16 protein-coding genes and 1 pseudogene are annotated in these 18,900 nt (G+C 60.6%); 4 read left to right on the forward strand and 13 right to left on the reverse strand.

Annotated features, from left to right (window positions below):
• Positions 1-73 precede the first annotated feature (73 nt).
• A complete protein-coding gene (locus AC2LD7_RS06565) occupies positions 74-1,447 on the forward strand; it encodes an MFS transporter (protein ID WP_484596987.1) in 1,374 nt (457 codons plus the stop codon).
• A gap of 120 nt (positions 1,448-1,567) precedes the next feature.
• On the opposite strand, the gene AC2LD7_RS06570 is transcribed toward AC2LD7_RS06565, so the two are convergent.
• Both AC2LD7_RS06570 and AC2LD7_RS06575 read right to left on the reverse strand, forming a co-directional pair.
• Positions 1,568-1,948, reverse strand: coding sequence for a nuclear transport factor 2 family protein (locus tag AC2LD7_RS06570; protein ID WP_417780097.1), 381 nt, complete (start codon positions 1,946-1,948; stop codon positions 1,568-1,570).
• A gap of 18 nt (positions 1,949-1,966) precedes the next feature.
• On the reverse strand, positions 1,967-2,212 hold the full coding sequence (locus tag AC2LD7_RS06575; protein WP_255962080.1) for a hypothetical protein: 246 nt from the start codon (positions 2,210-2,212) through the stop codon (positions 1,967-1,969).
• A gap of 117 nt (positions 2,213-2,329) precedes the next feature.
• Between AC2LD7_RS06575 and AC2LD7_RS06580 the strand changes: the two genes are divergently transcribed.
• Positions 2,330-3,262 (forward strand): helix-turn-helix domain-containing protein, encoded by a 933-nt coding sequence (locus AC2LD7_RS06580; RefSeq protein WP_417780096.1) that lies wholly within the window; start codon positions 2,330-2,332, stop codon positions 3,260-3,262.
• Here AC2LD7_RS06580 and AC2LD7_RS06585 read toward each other — a convergent pair.
• The 9 genes and pseudogenes from AC2LD7_RS06585 to AC2LD7_RS06625 form a co-directional block, all read right to left on the reverse strand.
• Positions 3,259-4,516, reverse strand: a pseudogene (locus AC2LD7_RS06585) (MFS transporter). The gene AC2LD7_RS06580 and the pseudogene AC2LD7_RS06585 sit on opposite strands and share 4 nt — an antisense overlap.
• A 130-nt stretch (positions 4,517-4,646) precedes the next feature.
• Entirely contained in the window at positions 4,647-5,471 is an 825-nt protein-coding gene (locus AC2LD7_RS06590; protein WP_417780094.1) for an SDR family NAD(P)-dependent oxidoreductase, read from the reverse strand.
• A gap of 57 nt (positions 5,472-5,528) precedes the next feature.
• Positions 5,529-6,908, reverse strand: a complete 1,380-nt coding sequence (locus tag AC2LD7_RS06595; RefSeq protein WP_417780093.1) for a phosphotransferase family protein — start codon at positions 6,906-6,908, stop codon at positions 5,529-5,531.
• 23 nt (positions 6,909-6,931) lie between these two features.
• On the reverse strand, positions 6,932-7,378 hold the full coding sequence (locus tag AC2LD7_RS06600) for a nuclear transport factor 2 family protein (protein ID WP_417780092.1): 447 nt from the start codon (positions 7,376-7,378) through the stop codon (positions 6,932-6,934).
• Between the two features lie 52 nt (positions 7,379-7,430).
• Positions 7,431-8,231: an SDR family NAD(P)-dependent oxidoreductase gene (locus AC2LD7_RS06605; RefSeq protein WP_417780091.1), complete on the reverse strand. Its 801-nt coding sequence runs from the start codon at positions 8,229-8,231 to the stop codon at positions 7,431-7,433.
• Between the two features lie 109 nt (positions 8,232-8,340).
• A complete protein-coding gene (locus AC2LD7_RS06610) occupies positions 8,341-9,690 on the reverse strand; it encodes a DUF1329 domain-containing protein (protein ID WP_417780090.1) in 1,350 nt (449 codons plus the stop codon).
• A gap of 134 nt (positions 9,691-9,824) precedes the next feature.
• Positions 9,825-11,486, reverse strand: coding sequence for a DUF1302 domain-containing protein (locus tag AC2LD7_RS06615; protein ID WP_313304812.1), 1,662 nt, complete (start codon positions 11,484-11,486; stop codon positions 9,825-9,827).
• Positions 11,487-11,781: 295 nt separating this feature from the next.
• Positions 11,782-13,272, reverse strand: coding sequence for an aldehyde dehydrogenase family protein (locus AC2LD7_RS06620; protein ID WP_417780089.1), 1,491 nt, complete (start codon positions 13,270-13,272; stop codon positions 11,782-11,784).
• A complete protein-coding gene (locus tag AC2LD7_RS06625; RefSeq protein ID WP_484596988.1) occupies positions 13,269-14,903 on the reverse strand; it encodes a GMC family oxidoreductase in 1,635 nt (544 codons plus the stop codon). The genes AC2LD7_RS06620 and AC2LD7_RS06625 overlap by 4 nt, the downstream gene beginning before the upstream one ends.
• A gap of 415 nt (positions 14,904-15,318) precedes the next feature.
• Between AC2LD7_RS06625 and AC2LD7_RS06630 the strand changes: the two genes are divergently transcribed.
• Positions 15,319-15,939 (forward strand): TetR/AcrR family transcriptional regulator, encoded by a 621-nt coding sequence (locus tag AC2LD7_RS06630; RefSeq protein ID WP_313304818.1) that lies wholly within the window; start codon positions 15,319-15,321, stop codon positions 15,937-15,939.
• A gap of 132 nt (positions 15,940-16,071) precedes the next feature.
• Here AC2LD7_RS06630 and AC2LD7_RS06635 read toward each other — a convergent pair whose 3' ends face one another.
• Positions 16,072-16,815, reverse strand: a complete 744-nt coding sequence (locus tag AC2LD7_RS06635; RefSeq protein WP_417780087.1) for a hypothetical protein — start codon at positions 16,813-16,815, stop codon at positions 16,072-16,074.
• A gap of 237 nt (positions 16,816-17,052) precedes the next feature.
• Complete coding sequence (locus AC2LD7_RS06640) at positions 17,053-17,979, reverse strand: quinone oxidoreductase family protein (RefSeq protein WP_021208026.1); 927 nt, start codon at positions 17,977-17,979, stop codon at positions 17,053-17,055.
• Between the two features lie 261 nt (positions 17,980-18,240).
• Here AC2LD7_RS06640 and AC2LD7_RS06645 point away from each other — a divergent pair, with 261 nt between their 5' ends.
• Complete coding sequence (locus AC2LD7_RS06645; protein ID WP_417780086.1) at positions 18,241-18,783, forward strand: glutathione peroxidase; 543 nt, start codon at positions 18,241-18,243, stop codon at positions 18,781-18,783.
• Positions 18,784-18,900: the final 117 nt, after the last annotated feature.

The raw sequence follows: 18,900 nt of genomic DNA on the forward strand, positions 1-18,900 counted from the left end.
CTGTGACATGACCCGCCGGGCGCTTGAAAGCCGGGCTGAGGGTATCGCCATGACAACAATAAGAGGACGCCACATGGCCGTTTCCGCCGCTAAGCCCCACACCTCTCTGGCTATCGACTGGACAGAGTTCCGCCAGGGATGGCGGGTGCTGCTTCTGGCGCTGCTGGGCATCGCCACTTCGGTCGCCGTCGCGCCCATCTATGCGTTCGGCACGCTGGTGCTGCCGTTGCAGGAGGCCTTTGGTTGGTCGCGAGGCGAAATCCAGACGGCGGCGGCCTTTCAGTACGGCAGTTCCATCATCGCCTTTCAGGTTGCCGGCTGGCTGAACAAACGCTACGGGCCGCGTCGCGTGACCCTTTGCTCGCTGATCGCGCTGCCGCTCGCGTACTTCGCCATGGCCCTCAACACCGGCCACTTGTGGCAATTGAATCTGGGCTTTGGTCTGCTGGCGTTTGCCGGGGTGGGCACGCTACACGTGACCTGGACGCAGCTGACCTGCCTCTGGTTCGACAAGAACCGCGGCCTGGCGCTGGCGATCATCCTGTGTGGCACGGGCCTGGCCGCCCTGGTGCTGCCCTCGTTGCTGAGCTGGGCAATCATCCGCTGGGATTGGCGCGCCTGGTTCTGGGGCTTGGCGCTGTTGCCATTGCTGGTGACCTTGCCGCTTTCGTTGCGCTGGTTGAGCACCCGAGGGGCCGTGGAACAGGCGACACAACGATCATCTCTCCCTGCGCAGCCGGACGTCGGACTAACGGGCTTCTCGCTTCGCCAGGCGTTGCACTCGCGGCGCTTCTGGGTCATCAACTGCGCGTTGTTCCTCGCGATCATGGGCATGATCATCAACGCTGTGCCGATGATGCAGGACAGCGGCCTTTCAGCAACCGAGGCGGCCAAGGTGTTCGGTGCGTTCGGCGTATCGCTGATTTTCGGACGGCTGTTCATCGGCTATCTGATCGACCGGGTGTGGGCGCCTGGGGTGGCCTTTTTCGTCTTGCTGCTTCCCGGCGTCGGCTGCCTGTTGTTCAGCACGGTTGGCGCGCATGTTCCCCTGTTGGTGCTCGCCTGTGTCTTCGCCGGGCTGGGCGCCGGCGCCGAGATGGATATTGCGTCGTATCTGATCGCGCGCTATTTCGGGCTGCGCGACTACAGCCGGATTTTCGCCTTCCAGATGAGCTTTGGTGCGATCGGCAGCACCATGGCTCCGGCGTTCTTCGGCGCGCTGTTCGAGGCAACCGGCTCCTACCACGCGATGCTGATGTTCTGCATGGTCAGTTTTGGTATCGGTGCGCTGCTGCTTTTGACGTTGGGGCGTTACCCCACTCTTCCCACGACACCTAGCGAAGTGGCGGTATCCACTGTTGCAGATGGCGCATTAACCGAGCCGGCAACTAATGGGATGACTAAGGAGGGCCGCACTTTCGAAACTGGCGTTCGCGCGGTGAGCTAGGGTCTGTTGCCTTTGCGTCGCAAACCGCATTACTGCGCCAAATGGCGCCAGGCCGGGCGAGGCATTGCAAGGCAGATCGCCATTCAGCTGCCTTCGATTCATAGTTGTAAGAATGGCCTGCTATGCAAGGCGCGCCTCGGTGGAGGCTCTGGTATCCATGTATTCGCGGCCTTCGACGATCAGGCCGTCGCGGATCACCAGCAGGTTGTGGTAGCTGTTGCGATAGACACGGTCGGCAAACACCATTTCACCCTGCGCTTCATAGGCGACGCGATCACCTTCAGCGGTCAATCCGGTAATTACGACGGAGCGCTTATCGGCACTTAGCAGGCCGCTCCGTACCGCGGTATTGAACGCTTCGCGGCTCATGTCCCCTCGGGTCAACGTCCACCATTTGACGTCTGGATGCTGCAAAGCCTCGAAGGTATCCATGTCGCCGTCGATAACTGCCTGTACATATCGACGCACCAGCGCCTTGTTGTTCTCAATCGTGTTGGGCACGGTTCTCTCCGTTGTCTGTTACCAGCTAAAAATCGGGTCGGGGCAGGCTTCAGCCATTGCGGTATGGAAAAGTAGGCCGAGCCTGCACCCTTGTCCATCGGTCAGCTTTGACTGCGGGACAAACGAGAACTCGATATTGATCTGTGTAAAAGCCCCGCCGTCTGAGAAGCTGGCCAGCAGTTGCCGCCAGCGCAGCTGGCGCAGCAATTTGCTCGCGCCTTGGTCATTGGAAATCCAAATCCGGATCTGAACGATATGAATCACCAAGCTTGACCTGAAAACTACACTCGAAAACGGTCCTCATTTCGTAAACCTGCACGACGTGCCAGTCAGCGGCAGGAAAGCTCAGCACCAACAATAAGAACGGCTGAAGGAAGCGACATGAATGTCATCGAATATCGCGAATACGAGTCCCCCCATGCAGGCAATTTTTCAACCGAAGCCGGCCTGTCCAACACAGGTTTCGAAGTCCGCGTCGAGCACGCACATTGGTCCAGCTCGGGAGCCGCACTGATACACTTGAGTGATCACTGTCTGATCAGGCTACTGCTGGCCGAATCCCCCGAACATGCGCCGCTGTCAAATCGTGGCACCCTCTCGGGCATGCAGGGAAGCTGCCGGCCGCTTGGCCAGGCCATCTTCATCCCGCCGGGAAGCGACTTTCATTTCAAGCATAGGGCTTGTCAGCAAAAAGCGGTGATCTGCCTGTTCGACCCCGCTGCCATCGCGCCGCTCGCGGCTTACCGCTGGGACTGGGAACACTGCATCACGGACGCCATGTTGAACCTCCAAAGCAACTATCTGCAGGCCTCGCTGCGCAGGCTTGGCGAAGAGGTTGCAGCGCCAGGGTTTGCCAGCGAACTTCATATTGAATGCCTGATGACCGGAATCGCGCTGGAACTGCGAAGAGAATTTCTTGGCGAACAGCGCGATGACGACGAGCCAGGCAAGCTGAGTCGCCAACAACTGCTGCACTTGAGGGAAGCCCTGGAGGCCGATGTGAACGATATTTCGCTGCGCAAGCTAGCCGATCTGTGTGCCTTGCCGGAAAGAAAACTGTCAGTTTATTTCAAGAATACCACTGGCAAAACCCTGCGCCAGTACTCGGCCGAAGCGCGGGTCAACCGGGCAATGAGGCTGCTCGGCGACCCTTCCCTGTTGATCAAGCAGATCGCCTACATGACCGGTTTCCATAGCGCCGCCGCCTTTTCCGCAGCATTCCGGAAAGCCGTCGGCTGGACGCCCGAGGAGTTTCGTCGACAGCGCTCACCAGTCCATCGCAAGGCTTGGCCCGATGAACGTGAGGTCAGCTAAACCGGCGCAGTCGCAGCCTCGCGTTCGAACACCGGGTAACCGCCTAATCCAAGCAGCAACAATGGACCCAGGGTAAAACAGATGAAGCAGAACGCCAGCAGGCCGGTATAGCTGCCGCTAGCGCTATACAGGGCGCCGAACAGCAAAGGCGCGGCAGCGGCCCCAGCAGTGATCAGTCCCAGATGTACGCCGAACAGGCGGCCGTAGTCGCGCATACCGAAATAGCGTGCGATCAGGAACGCGGCGATATCGAATTCGGCACCCGCGCCAATGCCCACAAGCAAGGTTGCAAGAACGAACAACCAGATGCTGGCATCGGCATAGAGAAACACCAGGCAGGCCAAGGCGGGCATCAGCAAGGCCACAGCCGCGACGCCCGGTGCCCGGTGCCCACAATCGATCGATCAGGTAACCCACCACCAGGCGACCGAGGATCAGCGATATCCCGAAGGTGCTGAAGATATGGCTTGCCTGCTCCGCCGCGATCCCCTTGTCCCGCAAAAGAGGAATGATGTTGGTCACCATGCCAACCACGCAGGACACCACCAGCGTCATCGAAAGATTGCAGATCCAGAAGCGCCACGAACGCAGCGCATCACGCAGCAGCATTCCCGGATGGCTTCGCTCGGCGCTGCTCTGCATCGAGTGTGACGCGTAGCCCTTGGCCACCGGCAACAACCAGCGCAGCGCCAGCGGCAACGCCAGCAGCACCGGCAACGCACCCAGCGCAATGAAACCCGCCCGCCAGTCCCAGCGCGAGATCGCCCAGGTCGTGATGAGCGGCAGCATGATCGCCGCCAGCCCGGAGCCGCTCAGGATGATCGCCAGGGCAAAGCCTCGGTTCTCCTCGAACCAGAGATTGACCAGATGCGACCAGGTCACCTGCAGGGTCCCCAAACCGGCCAGCGGAACCAGGAAAAACCCCAGATAGAGCATCCAGATCGATCCCGAAGCACGCGACAAGGCGAACATACTGAGCGCCAGCGTCACCAGGGAGATCAGCGTGACCAGCCGCAAACCGTAACGCAGGTTCAGCCAGCCGGCCAATTGCGCGGCAATGATGGTCCCCAGCGAAAGCGCGGTGATCGAAGCCTGGAGGTCGGCGCGCGGCCAGCCCATCGCCTCTTCGAGCGGAATCACCATCGAGCTGAAGCTGTACAGCAGCAGCGAACTCGAGCTGGTGGCTACCCCGACGATTGCAAGGATGAGAATCCGCCAGCCTCGTTTGAACTCCGTATTATTGAAATCGTTCATGTTTCGGACTCTGCCTGGTGTATGGAAAAACCCACTGCATTTACCGCCGAGCTCGGCACTGCGCCGCCCCATATCTGATGGGTGCTAACCCATCGCTGCATACTCGACTGGCCGCCCTCGCTCCACGGTTTCAATCACCGATAAAGAGCGCAGACTCTGCGCTGATCCGCTGTACGTGTTCACGCCGCGCCTGCCCCGAATGCGACCCGGCGGGGGACTCGGCCAGATCGTCAGGATGAATAAGCGTCGGCCCGTTGGGTAACTCGCGTAGCGCGATCGCAGCGATGTCCTCGGCCTTGGCCAGTTGCATGGTCAGGGCGCCGGCGATTCCTTGCCTGACCATCGCGTCGCGCAGGGTTGGCGTATCGACCGTGCCGATCAGCAGGCTCAGCACATCGACGCCCTGCCCCTTCCATTCAGCCCAGAGTCCTTCGCCCAGCGTCATGGCAAAAGACTTGGTGGCCGCGTACATAGCCAGCTTGCGCACGCCACCCAGCGCAGCCTGGGAGCCAACCAGCAAGACCCCACCGGCGCCACGCGCAACCATTCGGCCACCGAACGCATGGCAGCAGTGCATGATCGTCCGGGTATTGAGGTGCAGCAATTTGCACCAGTCTTCAACCGGCGTGTCGAGGAAGCGGGTGATGTATGGATCGCCCCCGGCGTTATAGATCAGCAGCCCTACTTCCCGGTCCGTTACCGCTGCCACCAGCCGGTCGGCGGCATCGTCCAACGTCAGGTCAAGTGTGACGACCAGTACCTCGACGCCATAACGGTCGACAAGCTGTTTCTTCAAATCGACCAGGGCATCTTCGCGCCGGGCAACCAGCACGCAGTGCAGGCCCTTTGCAGCCACCTGGTCGGCTAGCGCGGCACCAACGCCGTGGGAAGCACCTGCGATGACGGCCCAAGGGCCATATTTTTTCGTGAAGGCGTGAGTGTCTTGCTCGGACATGGAACAACTTCCTTTCTAACTGAACGGGTGGCTTGGCTACGGCAATGATTGGCCGGTTCAGCGGGGCTCGATCGGCGGCAGATCGATATGGCTCGCCGAGCCACCAATCGCGGTGCCGCCGAACACCAGCACGCGCCGCTCGATCTGTTTCATGAACAGTTTCAACAAGGGCTCGTCATATTCCGGGCCGGCGCTGCGCACGAAGTCCTCCAATGCCGCGTCGATCTCGCTGTAATGGCCGAATGTGCGGCCCAGTAGCGCTTCGGCGTCCGCCTGTTCCAATGCCTGTAATCGCAACGTCATGGCGTCTCCCTTGACGAGATACTCGACCAGCTTGCTCACCGACTTGAGCTTGGATTGCTGAAACTCATCACTCACCTTCACCTGCGCGACGGCATCCTCGAGCATCATCAGCAATGCCGTGTTCGGCCCTTGCGTGGCGATGTCCAGTGCCGGCGTTTCCAGGGGAACGCCCATCGCCTCGGCCAGCGCATGCACCACTACACGACGCAAGGCGATGTCGAACTCGGTGTAGGTATCGTGTGGATCGCCTGGCTGCGGCGTGGCCACGGTGCAGGAAAACTGCATGGCACTGACCGTGGAAAACAGCGCGGTATGAAAGCGCACCACGTCCGGGTCCGGCTGCTCGCCAATGACTTCCTGGTAATAGGCGTAGAGGTCGCTGAAGGTGTCGCCCAGCGGCTCATAGTTGTCGCGCATACGCGCCGAGGCGAGGTCGGCCAACGGGTCACCGATCATCGCGAACTCGAAGTCATAGAGCGCGTTCAACTGTCCGTTCTCGAACAGGTACTGGCCCGAGTCGTATTGCACGAACCGCGCCTCGGTGCGGTGCATGGGTACGTTGCGGCGCAGCCAGCGGAGAGCGAATTCAACCAAGGGTTGCGGTCGGGTCTTGTTGCGTTCGTAGAGCGGGTAGTACGCCTCCAACCCCGCCAGCGAGATCGCCTCGGCGCCCTCGGGCCGGTCGATGCCCTGCGCCACGAAGGGCTCGACAGGCAACTGATGCATGGCGGCCATGGCCCGCACGTACTGGCGAGCCAGATCGCGCCGTTCTTCGTCGCTGCGAGCAGCGGAAAGATCGCGCGTCCCGCGCACCAGCTCCATGACGATGGCCGGAGGGTCTTCGCAGAACCCGTGAATCCGTGGCACGGGAATGCCCTGCTGGCCAAGCAACATGAGTATCTCGGCTTCGCGGCGCAGGTCGGGAAAGGGGCTGACGTCGCCGCCGCGTTCGCCTCGCAGGTGCAGGCGCTGCGTCTGGCCATTGATATCGACTTCGAGATTCCACGCCGGACGCCAGCGAACCAGCCGCTGCATGTTCGTGACCCGCCCACCCGTGAGCTGCTCGACGAATGCCATCAATTTGCCTTCGTCGGTTGCAGTGGCGCTTTGTTGTTCTTTTACTGCCGTATCCATTCCAAACTCCTAAACAATGGGGCTCAGCGCTCAGCCGCTTGAAGGCTCGGCCCGCCGACGTCGGCGACCGATACACCGAGCTTCTTGGCCAGATCCGCAGTATCGAGATATTCGCGCCAGGCCTTGATCAGGCCCTGCTCGTCGAGTTCATAGACGGCCACCATCGAATGCGGCATCGGTTTGCCGCTGGACACGGCATAGTCGTCGCGCTCGGTCATGACCACGTCATCCGAAGACACGATCTGGCGGATCGTGCATTTGTTGTGGGTGACGTAGCTCATCTGCCGCTCAATCTCGTGCCTGAGCGCCTCGCGCCCTCGAATGACGGGCCCGCCCGGCACCCACAGTTGCCAGACGGCGTCCTCGGCCATCATCGAAATGATCCTGTCGAGCTGCGGGCGCGATTCGGCCGTGCCGTCGCCCCAGGCGTCGAGGAATTCGCGGATAAACGTTTCTTGTCGTATGCCCATGTTTGCTTCCCAGGAAAGGTGATGACGTCTCCCGCCGGAGGACGGGTGACGCTCAGAGATAGGCGCGTACCACCGGCACCATCGGCGTGGTACAGCTCATGCCGCCATCGACTCGCATGAGCGCGCCGTTGACGTAGCTCGATTCGTCCGAGGCGAGGTAAACGGCCATCGCGCCGATGTCTTCGGGCAGGCCGAGGCGAGGCACGTTCTGGATATCCACAAAGCCCTGCACCATCTTGTCGTTGGCCCAGCCATCGAGGGCGGCGGTGCGAATCACGCCCGGCAGGATTGCGTTGCAGCGCACGCCGCGCTTACCGAAGGTTGCCGCCAGCGTTTGCACGTACCAGTTCACTGCGGCTTTCGAAGCGCCATAGCTGAACTGGGCAACTTCACCGGCAATCGAGCTGGTGGACGAGGTGAAGATGATCGAGCCCTGCCCCTGCTCGAGCATATGCGGCAGCGCGTGTTTGCAGGCGAGCACGCCGCCCAATACGTTGACGCGCATGTTGTCGTGGAACAGATCCTCGTTGAAATTGAGGAAGTCCACGTCTCTTGCGGTGTCGGGGTTCTTGTTCACGGCGTTATTGAACAGCACGTCGAGACGGCCGAAGGTTTTCATCGCCGCCTCGACCATCTGGGCCAGATCCTCCTCGCGGCCCACATCGACCTTCATCCCTATCGCCTTGCCCCCCGCCTGGGAGATGTCTTCGGCGACGCGCTCGGCCGCGTCGGCGTAGAGGTCGGTCACCACGACCTGAGCGCCCTGCTTCGCGAACATCTGAGCGCATGCGCGGCCGATGCCGCTGCCTGCGCCGGTAATCAGCGCCACTTTGTTTTCCAGTCGATTGCTCATCACCAACGTCCCTCTTCTTTATTCATCTAGGCCACCCGTGACGCCAGCGGCGGCAGCGATCGCCTGCCCCGCTTTCAGCGACGGCCACGGCACTCGCCCCGCGCTGTGCTCAGCGCGTCTGGCCGCCGGCTATGGTTTGTGGATTGGCTTCGCGCTCGGCGATCGGTTTGTCGCGATAGCGCGTCGGGCCGTTGCCGAACATGCCGTATTGGCTCCGGGTGAAGTCGTACAGCGAATAGGCGTCCTGCTGAGGATTGTTGGGAATGCCGTAGGCCTGGATGTTGTATTGGGCGCCGGCCCGGAACATTTCGCCGCTGTCGTCCCAGGCGTCGTAAACCGCTGCGCCAAAGGTGTCCTCGTCGATGTAGTAGCGGCGTTTGCTCTGCGCGTGGCGAACGCCCTCCTTGCGGGTTGCCTCGACCACCCAGACGCGGTGCAGCTCCCAGCGCTCGCAGTCAGGATTGATGTGGTTGGGCATTAGTTTGGTATCCATGTCGCAGCCCCACTTCAACTTGTAATTGCTGTAGGGAATGAACATTTCCTTCTTGCCGACCAGCTTCCAGTCGAAGCGATCCATCTTTCCCGAGAACAGGAAAATCTCGTCATAGAACGCCACGCCGCCAAAGGCCGAGTTGGGCGTGTCGTAATTGAATTCGGGCGCCTGACGGACTCGGCGCTGGCCGGTGGTGTAGCTCCAGGCGTAGCGCGAACTTTTCACCGGATCGAGGTAATCCCAGTACCCCGATGCCTGCCCGGCGGTACGGGCTGGCGCAACGACGCGCGACCATATGCGCTGCGCCATCGCCGGGTCACGACCGTCCACGCCAATCTGGTAATACGGTTTTTCACCGGTGGATTGATTGGTGTTAGTCAGCGTGGCGTGGCCCTGGTTGACGACATAGGCGCTGTGGTTCCAATCCCAACCGTTGACCCCCTGATAGTTGAGGATGTAGTTCCACATCACCTGCTCACCGCTTTCGGGCAGCGGAAAAGGCAAGCCACCCCGACAGTCTTCGGTGATCGAAAGGCCATCGTTGATGGTCTTGCACTCCGAACTTTTGGCATTGCGCTCGGTGGCCGCCAGAAACGCCTCTGGAAATGCCGCGGTGCGATGCGTCGGGTAGATATCCATGTAATAGGTGTCGGGGTACTGCTTGAGCAGTTTCATCTGCCCCGATGAAAGCTGCTCGGCGTATTCATCGGCGTTGGCCGCCGTTATACGCACCCGCGGCGTCTCGCCTTCGAACGGATTCGGCCATTGACCGTCGCCGGGCTTCAGGCCCGCCGGTACTTTTAGGCCGCCGTCATAGGGCGGGATGGTGCCCGCTTCGTTGCCTGCGGCTATCGCACCGAATCGGGTCAGCTCATTGCCAAGGTCAGCGGGCGTATAAGGCGCTGCGAATGCTGACGCTGCGCTCATGGCGGCCAGCAACCCGGTCACAGATCGGTTGAAGAACATGTATACCTCCAGTCATCGTTGTTTTTGTCATCGCCTGGAAAGCGCGCCTGCTCGTCGAGCAAAGTCTCGGCAATGCCGGAAAAGCGCGCAGATTCGCGGCGGGCCTGCATGCAGGCCGACGCGTGGTGATCTACTCAGAATGCCGTGCTGAATGTGAGCGATAGCCAGTTACGGTCGGACAGGCCGATGTCGCCGCTGCCGCCGACGACGGTCTTGCCGACGCCGGCGATATCGTCGTAGTTGCGCTGGCTGCCATAGCCGATGTAAGCCAGGGTGAAGTCGTAGCGCTCGTCGAACAGCGCCTTCACGCCGACCTTGTAGGTGTAGCGGCCTTCGTTGCCGCCACCTGTCGCGGCGTTGCCGGAGATGCCGTAATCCACGCTCATGGGCATAGACAGGTTCCAGCCGGGGAACACACCCAGCCACTGCGGCGTGAAGCTGAGCGCCGCGCCGACATAGTTGCGCGTGGCGCAACCCCATTCCTTGTCCTGCCCCGTTGCGCAGCCGCCGTAGCCTTCGCCGCGGAACAGACTCTCGTTATGGGTGACCTTGTCCAGATGGCTGTAAGCCATTTCGGCGATCAACGTGCCGGTGTCGAAATAGTCCGTGCGCGGCAACAACCACAACCCGTTAACCACCATATGCAGGGTGTCGCCACGCGCGCCCTGGTTGTCCGCCAAGCTGATGCCACTGGATATCAAGGGTGCATCCTTGCGGTAGGAAAGATCGATACCTACCGAAGCGCCGCCCAGCACCGGCCCCATCGACCAGCCCAGACCGTAAAGCTTGGTGTTTTCGGCGTACACATAGCGGGCGAAATCCGGCCCGACCTGTAGGCCCCACGGCGTGTAGTCATCGAATTCACGGTAGTAGGCGCTGACCTCGGAATGCATGAAGTCCAGCCCGTAACTGGCCATTACGCCCCAGTTGCCGCTGTCGTCGGGTTCCAGCGGATCGACGATGGGACGCGCGAAACCCGGTGCAACCGGCAATTGATTCGGGCCTTCGAGGGCGACATCGGCCGAGGCCAGATAGGTCCCGCCTTCCGGCGCCCGGGTACTGTCCCACTCGAAGAAATATTGGCCAGCGACGGATAGTCGGTCGGTGACCTGTGCCTGGGCCGAAACCTGAGCCAGCGGCAGGAAGATTTCCCGTGTTTCGGTGCCCGGATTGGCGAGCGCCTTGCGGCCATCCAGCGGTGCCTGGGAATACGACAACGCATGTCCCGCGATTAGGAGTCCGTTGCCCCAGTACACCGTATGCCGACCGGCCCGCACGCTGACGGGGGCGTCACCTACGTAGAAGCGGGTAAACGCGAAGGCATCCAGCAGTTCGCCGCTGGGGCCATGGTGATAACGCTTGGTATGGCTCGAATATTCCCCACCGCGATAGCTCGGAACGCTCGCACCGGGAAACGCGCCTGGGTAGTACACCGCGCCCGAACCGGTTTCGACATCGGTATCGGAATACGCCTGGTCATACCAGGCTGCGCCGCTGATGCGAAAACCGTGGTAGCGCTTGTAGGCCAACTCGAATTCGCTCATCAGGTCGACGCGATTGGTCACCACATCGCCGCGGTCGAACTTGGAGTCGGATTCGTCATAAGTGGCGTTGTTGGCCAATGCGTCATCACGACTTTCGGCACGAATACCCAGGTTGTAGCGCAAGGTGTTGTCCCAACGCATCGAGAGGTCGGGGTTGCCGAGATCGTATTGAGCCGCCTGCGCCTGACTGACCCAGACGAGAACCGCCGCCAGGCTCAGCGCCGAATTGGCAATTAACGTGGTCTTGAACATCACATTCTCCGTCGCGCCCATTGTTTTTATTGTCAGCTGACCTGCGCGCCCCTCTAGCCAGGGGCAGCCGCTTCAGTAGACGGGACGATTCGCGGCGGCACAACGAAACCGGCTATCGCTCAAATGCAAAGCGATATCGCTGAAACGCATCACGCCTACCTGCAAGCGCTACGGACGATCAGCGAGGGCAAAGCCGTTTGCTGGGCAAAAAAAACGGCCCACAAGGGGCCGTTAATGAGCTATCGAAAACCGATCGGGATGGCGCCATGAACGGCGCCATGTGTTGCCGAACGGCTTAGCGCCCGATGGGATAAATGATGGATTTTTCCTGAGTGAACTCTTTCAGCCAGTCCGGACCGAACTCGCGGCCGATGCCCGACCGCTTGAAGCCGCCGATTGGCGCATAGGGCATCTTGCCGCCGCCCCCGTTGATATAAACGCTACCCGCGCGGATGCGCCGAGCCATCTGGTAGGCAACCGCGGCGTCGGCCGTGGCGACCGCGCCATTGAGGCCATAGCGCGAATCGTTGGCGATGGCGATGGCCTCTTCATCGTTATCGAAACCGATGACCACGCCCACCGGCCCGAAGATTTCCTCTTGGGCGATGGTCATGTCGTTGCGCACATCATCGAACAGGGTGATGTCGCTGAAGAAGCCTTTGTCCAAGCCCTGCGGGCGACCGCCTCCGCATACCAGCGTGGCACCCGAATCGCGGCCACTGGCAACGAAATGCTCGACCTTGGCCCGCTGCGATTCACGAATCAGCGGACCCATCACCACGCTCGGGTCGGCCGGGTTGCCAATCTTCATCTGGCTGGCCACCGCCTTGGCCATTTGCACAAACTGCTCCCGGATGGAGTTGTGCACCAGAAAGCGCGTAAGCAAGGCACAGCCTTGCCCGGCATTGACCGTCAGACCGGCTATGGCGCCCAGGGCGGTGCCTTGGAGGTCGGCATCGGGCCGCACGATCAAGGCGGATTTACCGCCCAGTTCAAGGTGCACACGCTTAAGCGTCGGCGCAGCCTGGGACATGATGCTCACGCCCACCGCTTCGGAGCCGGTGAACGACACCATATCCACCCGCGGATCGCTGCTTAGCAGGCTGCCGACCTCGACACCACCCGTGACAATATTCAGCACACCCTTGGGTAAACCGGCCTGCTCGGCAATTTCACCGAACAGCAGTGCCGAATAAGGCGTGAACGGCGACGGTTTGAGCACCAGCGTATTGCCCGCCAGCAGCGCCGGGAAGATCTTCGCCAGATTGAGCAGAAACGGGAAGTTATAGCCGGTGATGCCTGAAACCACGCCGATCGGTTCGCGCTCGATGCTGCCGCTGCCAAGGATCATCGGCCCGCCCGGGTTGAACGGATTGGGCGTTGCTTCCACGGGAATCTGCTGCGTCGCGTCGTGCAGCGACTGGTCGATGGCTGTGAGCACATGAGCCAGCGGCATATCGACCTGCATCGCATAGGTAACACCTTGCGCGCAACCGACCTCGGCGATGATCAGCGCGGCGATTTCCACCCGGCGCGCCACCAGCGCACTGTGCATGCGGCGCATATAACCGGCACGTTCGGCCATGCTCAGCCACGGCCATGGGCCGCTGTCAAACCCACGTCGCGCGGCGTCAATAGCGGCGTCGGCACTGGCGGTATCGCCCACCGGCGCTTGGCCGATCACCTCCTCGGTGGCGGGGTTGAGCACGGCTTCGGTCGGACCGTTTGCCGAAACCCAGGCGCCGTCGATATAGAGTTTGTTCAGCTGCGTAAATGGAATGCTCATGCCGCTACAGCTCCTTTGGTTATGCCAGTGACGGCGGCGCCAGTGATGATTTCGGCGGCGCGCATGGCGATGACCATCGCCGGTGCATTGGTGTTGCCCGAGACAAGGCTCGGCATGATCGAGGTATCGACGACGCGGACACCCTCGACCCCGCGCACCCTCAGCTCGGGATCGAGCACCGAATCGCTGTCCGCGCCCATCCGACAGGTGCCGGAAACATGAAAAGCGGTCTGGCCGAACCGGCGGAACGCGGCAAGGATTTCCTCATCGCTTTGCACCTGCGGTCCCGGCGTCAGCTCCTGAACGATGAAGGGTTTAAGCACCGGCTCGGCAGCCAGACGGCGAATCCAGCGCAGTAGCGAGATGGCGGCGACCCGATCGGCCTCGGCGGTTAGGTAGTTGGCGACGATTTTCGGCGGCACGGCTGGATCGGCCGACTGAATGGTGATTTCGCCCTGGCTCTGGGGATGCATGAAATAGCCGCCAATGGTCAGGCCGGGTTGCTTGTCGATCATCACCGTCTTGCCGTCGCCATCCATGGAATAGAGGCTAACGCCGATTTGCGCGTCCGGGCGGTCCAGACCCGGCCGGGTCTTCACGAAACCGCCCGCTTCGTGGGCGGCGTGGGTCATTGGGCCTTTCTTGCTGAAGAAATATTGCGCCACCGAACGCAGCAGGCCGAAGCCTGCGAAACAATGATTCAGGCTGCCGCTGGTAACCCGATACTGCACCGCCATATACACGTGCTCACGCAGGTTGCGACCTACGTCCGGTGAGTACTGCACGAGCGCAATGCCATGCTGCTTCAGCAATTCAGTCGGCCCGATGCCAGACAGTTGCAACAGCTTTGGCGACTCGATGGCGCCCGCGCACAACACCACTTCCCGGCGCACGCCAAACGACTGTTCGCCGCCCTTCCCTGCTATATGCACGGCAACCGCGCGGCGCTGGCTGAACTCGATGCGCTGCACGCAAGTGCCAGTCCTCACGGTCAGGTTCGGACGATCCCGCACCGGATCGAGAAATGCCTTGGCCGCGCTGAAGCGTTGCCCGTTCCAGGTGGTCTGCGGCTGGTAACCGAAGCCACCGTTGCTGACTGAATCCACATGATTGGTGTCGGCAACCCGCGCAGTGCCTATCGAGCCGGCGGCGTTAATGATGGCCTCGCATAGCGGATCGCCCGATGGATGCACGGTGACCTTGAGCGGCCCGCCAGCGCCACGCCACTGGGATGCGCCAAGCTGATGGTCCTCCAGCGCGACGAACTGTCGGCCAATGTCCGCCCAACCCCAGCCGTAGCAACCTTGCGCTTCCCAGCCATCGTAATCTGCCGGCGCGCCGCGCACGTAGACCATGCCGTTGACCGAACTGGAGCCGCCGATGGCTTTACCCTTGAGCCACAATTCAGTGGCCATGCCTTCACCGCGCGAGGCCTGGTAATCCCATACATGCGGGTTGCCGGCCATCAGCAATTTGCCGATCCCGCGCGGCATGGCGATCAAGGGACTGGTATGGTCGGGGCCGCTTTCGATGAGCAGTACCGAAACGCTCGGGTCGGCGGATAGCCGGTTGGCCATCACGCAGCCGGCAGAACCGGCACCGACAATGATGTAATCGTAGGATTGGCTCATTGTTATTCTTCTGTCGTTTGAATGGATTGCATGTCGCGATCTGCTTGATGCGTTCTATTTCACGGATTGGGGCGTTGCCGATGCAAGCACTTCGCTGGCCGATTAGCCGGCCGCACCCCTGCCCTCAGCCGCTCAACAGGTAACGCTCAACAACTAACCGAAGCGGCTTGATCGACGCCCATCTGCAAGTCCCCGGTGCTTGGGGATGAGAGAAAGGTAGGTTTCGACTGAAGAATCCACAACGGACAGAATTCCCGATCTGTTCGATTTCGCCGCACAGGGACGACTGTTGCGCTCGCTCAATCGAACAAGCCTTGTCCGCGGTGAAGCGCACGTGCCAGTCTCCATGCTTATGCCAGCTACGCTTACAGGTACTGGCGCCACGACCGACAAACACACTTCGCAGAGGTAAAGGATGAAGCAGCACATCTCTGCTGTGCCGGAACGACCGACCAAGCCCGACATGGCCAGCAAGCGCCACGCGTTACGCACACAGCGAACCCGAGAGCTGCTTCTGGACGGGATGTATCGATTGGCGTTGGAAAAGGATTTTCGGGACATCTCGGTGCAGGAACTGCTCAGCCATACCGGGGTAGCACGCTCGACGTTTTATGCACACTTTCGTGACAAGGAAGACTTGCTGGTGGCCGGTTATGAGTCCATCGGCCTGCCGCAAACCCGCGTTTGCGATGTCGCCGGGGAAAAACGGATCGTGCTCGATGTTTCAGCATGGCTGTTCAACGCCACCGAGCGGCATGCAGCCCTGACCACCTCATTCTTCAACAGTCCTTCACAAGCGATCGTTCTTGCTCACCTGGAAAATTTGCTACTGATTCTGGTGCGCGAGCACTACCGCAAACATGGCATCTACGAGTGCAGCGGATTGCGCGGAGAGGTGGCGGTGCGCAGCTTCGTGGGCGCGCTGATTGGCACATGGCTTTGGTGGGTGCGTCATGACTACCCTAGTTCGGCCAACGAAATGACAGAAGCATTCGATAGCCTGATGAACAACGGCACCTGGCCTGCCGCCGACTGACCTGCCGGGCCAAGGCATCGCAGCTCGCAATCACGCGATGCCCCGCAGTGATGATCGCCACGCCGGACAAAAAGCACAAAGACGCGAAACCGCTTGCCGCCGGGCATCACACACCAGAAGCGGCAGGCAATGTTACTGGAGCAATCCTCTGGCGATTTGGTCGACTTCGGTAATCGTCGACCGCATATAGCGTTCAGCCCCGTTGGGCGCCCAATTGCCGTCCTGTTTGAGGATCACGCCGCGGACGAACGAGTACTCGCGTGCCGCATGCTCAAGCGCCTCGGCAAATGCCGGATGGCCGGCCGACAAACGCTCGAACGCACCGACCACTTCGTGATCGAGTTGATCGGTTTTCTCGTCTCTCAGTATCCATGTTTCGGCGCCAAGACGATTGAACGACGCGATCTGATAGTTCACCAGCAATTCGCCCATAGCGCGGCTGATGGCGTGTAGTTTTCCAAGCTCACCCAGAGGCTCGTCACCCTGCAGCTGGGCGTAATGGGCATTCAGGAAGGCTTGCAGATGTGCGTGCGACTCGATAACAGGCAACAGCCTACGTGAATAAGAGGGTTCGGTAGAGCGTAGCGCCGCGCTGGTTTGGGGTAACTCGTCAGTATCATCGAGGCGTGTTTGCAGGCGCTGCACTTCATCTATAACGTCCGCAACGCCCAGACTTTTGGCCAGGCTTCGCAAGCGAAGCATCCGTTGCTGATAGCCCTGTTTGTTACGCAACTCGTAGGGGCTTCCGTTCTGATTGAAATACACCAACGCATTTGCGCAGGTCAGAAAGGCCAGGGATCGTAGTTCCTGGGTCGTCTGCAGCTCTTCTTGTATGCGCCCGGCTTGAGCCGGCACGGCAATAATCAAAAACAACATGAGTATTGCCGCTCTATTCATCCTGCGGATATCCATTGTCGCTCCCTAAGTTTTCCACCGCTTCGAGCTGACCGCCAGGCAGCGCCCGCCTGGTCAGGATTGGGCCGGATTGGTACACAAGTGCCGCCGCCATAGTCCGTGGAGCTGGGCGCCCCGTCATAGCCGTACCCATCAAGCCGATCCACAAACCACGATGCTCGGCCGGCTAGCGCGAGGCGCGCCGGCCTGTACATTGGCTCAGCGGCGAACGCTCGCCGTGATTTTCGCGTGAGGGCCAGACACCTGCGCAGCCCAGGCCTCGGCGGCCTGATCAAGTGTGTAGTCCGCGTAGTCGATCTGAAGCTGCTGCTCTTTCGCGATTTTCAGCAGACGCAGCCAGATTTGCTCGCGGTCGGCAGGCGGACGCTGGCCCGTGCCGATGCACGACAGCGAGCGGAACAGTAGATCGGCGATATCGAGATCAAGCTTGCGTCCCGCCCCGGTTCCCACCGTCACGATCCGTGCACCCCAGTTGGTCGCCTTCAAGGCGTTCAGCATGGGTTGACCGCACACCAGATCCAGCACCACATCGAAACCGCCATCGGCTGCTTCCTTCAGCGCGGCTACATCATCGGCACTGCCCAGCGTGACCACGTCATCGGCGATGCCGCGCGACTTCAAGCGCGTCAGTGCTTCGGCAGAACGCGCCGCGCCCACCACCTTTCCGGCACCCATCCCACGGGCCAATTGCAGCGCGATTTGGCCAAGCGTTCCGGTAGCGCCGAGCACGAGCACTTTTTCGCCTTTCTGGATGTGCGCCGTTTCCAGCGGCACGAGGGCGCCAGTGCCAGCGATACCCATGCTGATCGCGGTCTTGTCATCGACATCGTCAGGAACGTTCCAGACTTCCGCGGCAGGTACCAGTGTGCGCTCGGCCCAGGCACCGAACGGCAGAACCGAACGCTCACCGAAATACACTCGACGGCCATCTTCGGCACGACCGACACCTTCGCCACGAATCACACAGGGGTACTCGACACCGAGCCGATAAGCGCCGAGCACGTCCCAGCCGCCCAGGCCGGCGGTGTCGACGTCGATCATGACGGCGCCCTGCTGCGGCTCGGGCTCGCGAAACTCACCGACTATCGGTAGGGCATTACGCTCGGAAATGATGGCTGCACGCATGCGAATCTCCTTCTTGTCTGTCTTGTTGTCGGGGTGAAACCGGCCATTAGTTGAACATTTTCACGTATTTTGTCCAGAGATAATCCATAGCGAAACCCTTTGCCTGTGGCTGCGCGCAATTCGATGGCTAACCGGCAAACAGAGGGTAAAACAATGCCAGCTGTATAAAATGATCACTTTTCACATATTTGTATCGTTAAGCTGCTTCACTTCGGTAAATTTCGTCTAGGCTGGACATTTCATAGCAGAAGGAGGACATCCATGGCTTCAATCTTCGATATCCCGGTGCAGTCCAATGATGGCCAATCGCTTACGCTGGAGCGCTATAAAGGTAAGGTATTGCTGGTTGTCAATGTGGCGTCCAAATGCGGGCTGACGCCGCAGTACGAAGGACTGGAAAAGCTCTACGAAGACAAGCGCGAACAAGGCTTGGAGGTGTTGGCATTCCCAGCCAACAACTTCAAGGAACAGGAGCCGGGCACCGATCAGGACATCAAGGAATTCTGCACCCTGACCTATAACGTGCAGTTCCCGCTTTTCGCCAAGATTTCAGTTACTGGCGAGGATCGTCATCCACTTTATGCGGAACTGACCGGCGCCCAGCCAGACGCTACGGGTGAAGGCCCCATGCGCGAGCGTCTCGCCGGTTATGGCATCGAGACCAACGCAGCCCCGGAGGTGCTCTGGAACTTTGAAAAGTTCGTCGTCGGCCGCAACGGCCAAGTGGTGGCGCGTTTCGCGCCGGATGTCGGCCCGGATGACCCGCGTCTGCAACAGACGCTAGAAGCCGAACTGGCGAAGTAGTAGCGAATCGAGTGATCGCCAATGGCGGTCATTTGTTCTCCAAGCGGGTCCGCCGAGCAAAACGCTGCACCCCGGGTGATTTCGTCATTCTCTACCCACTAGGTATCTGTTTATCTG

The sequence above is a fragment of the Stutzerimonas sp. genome, assembly GCF_982611455.1.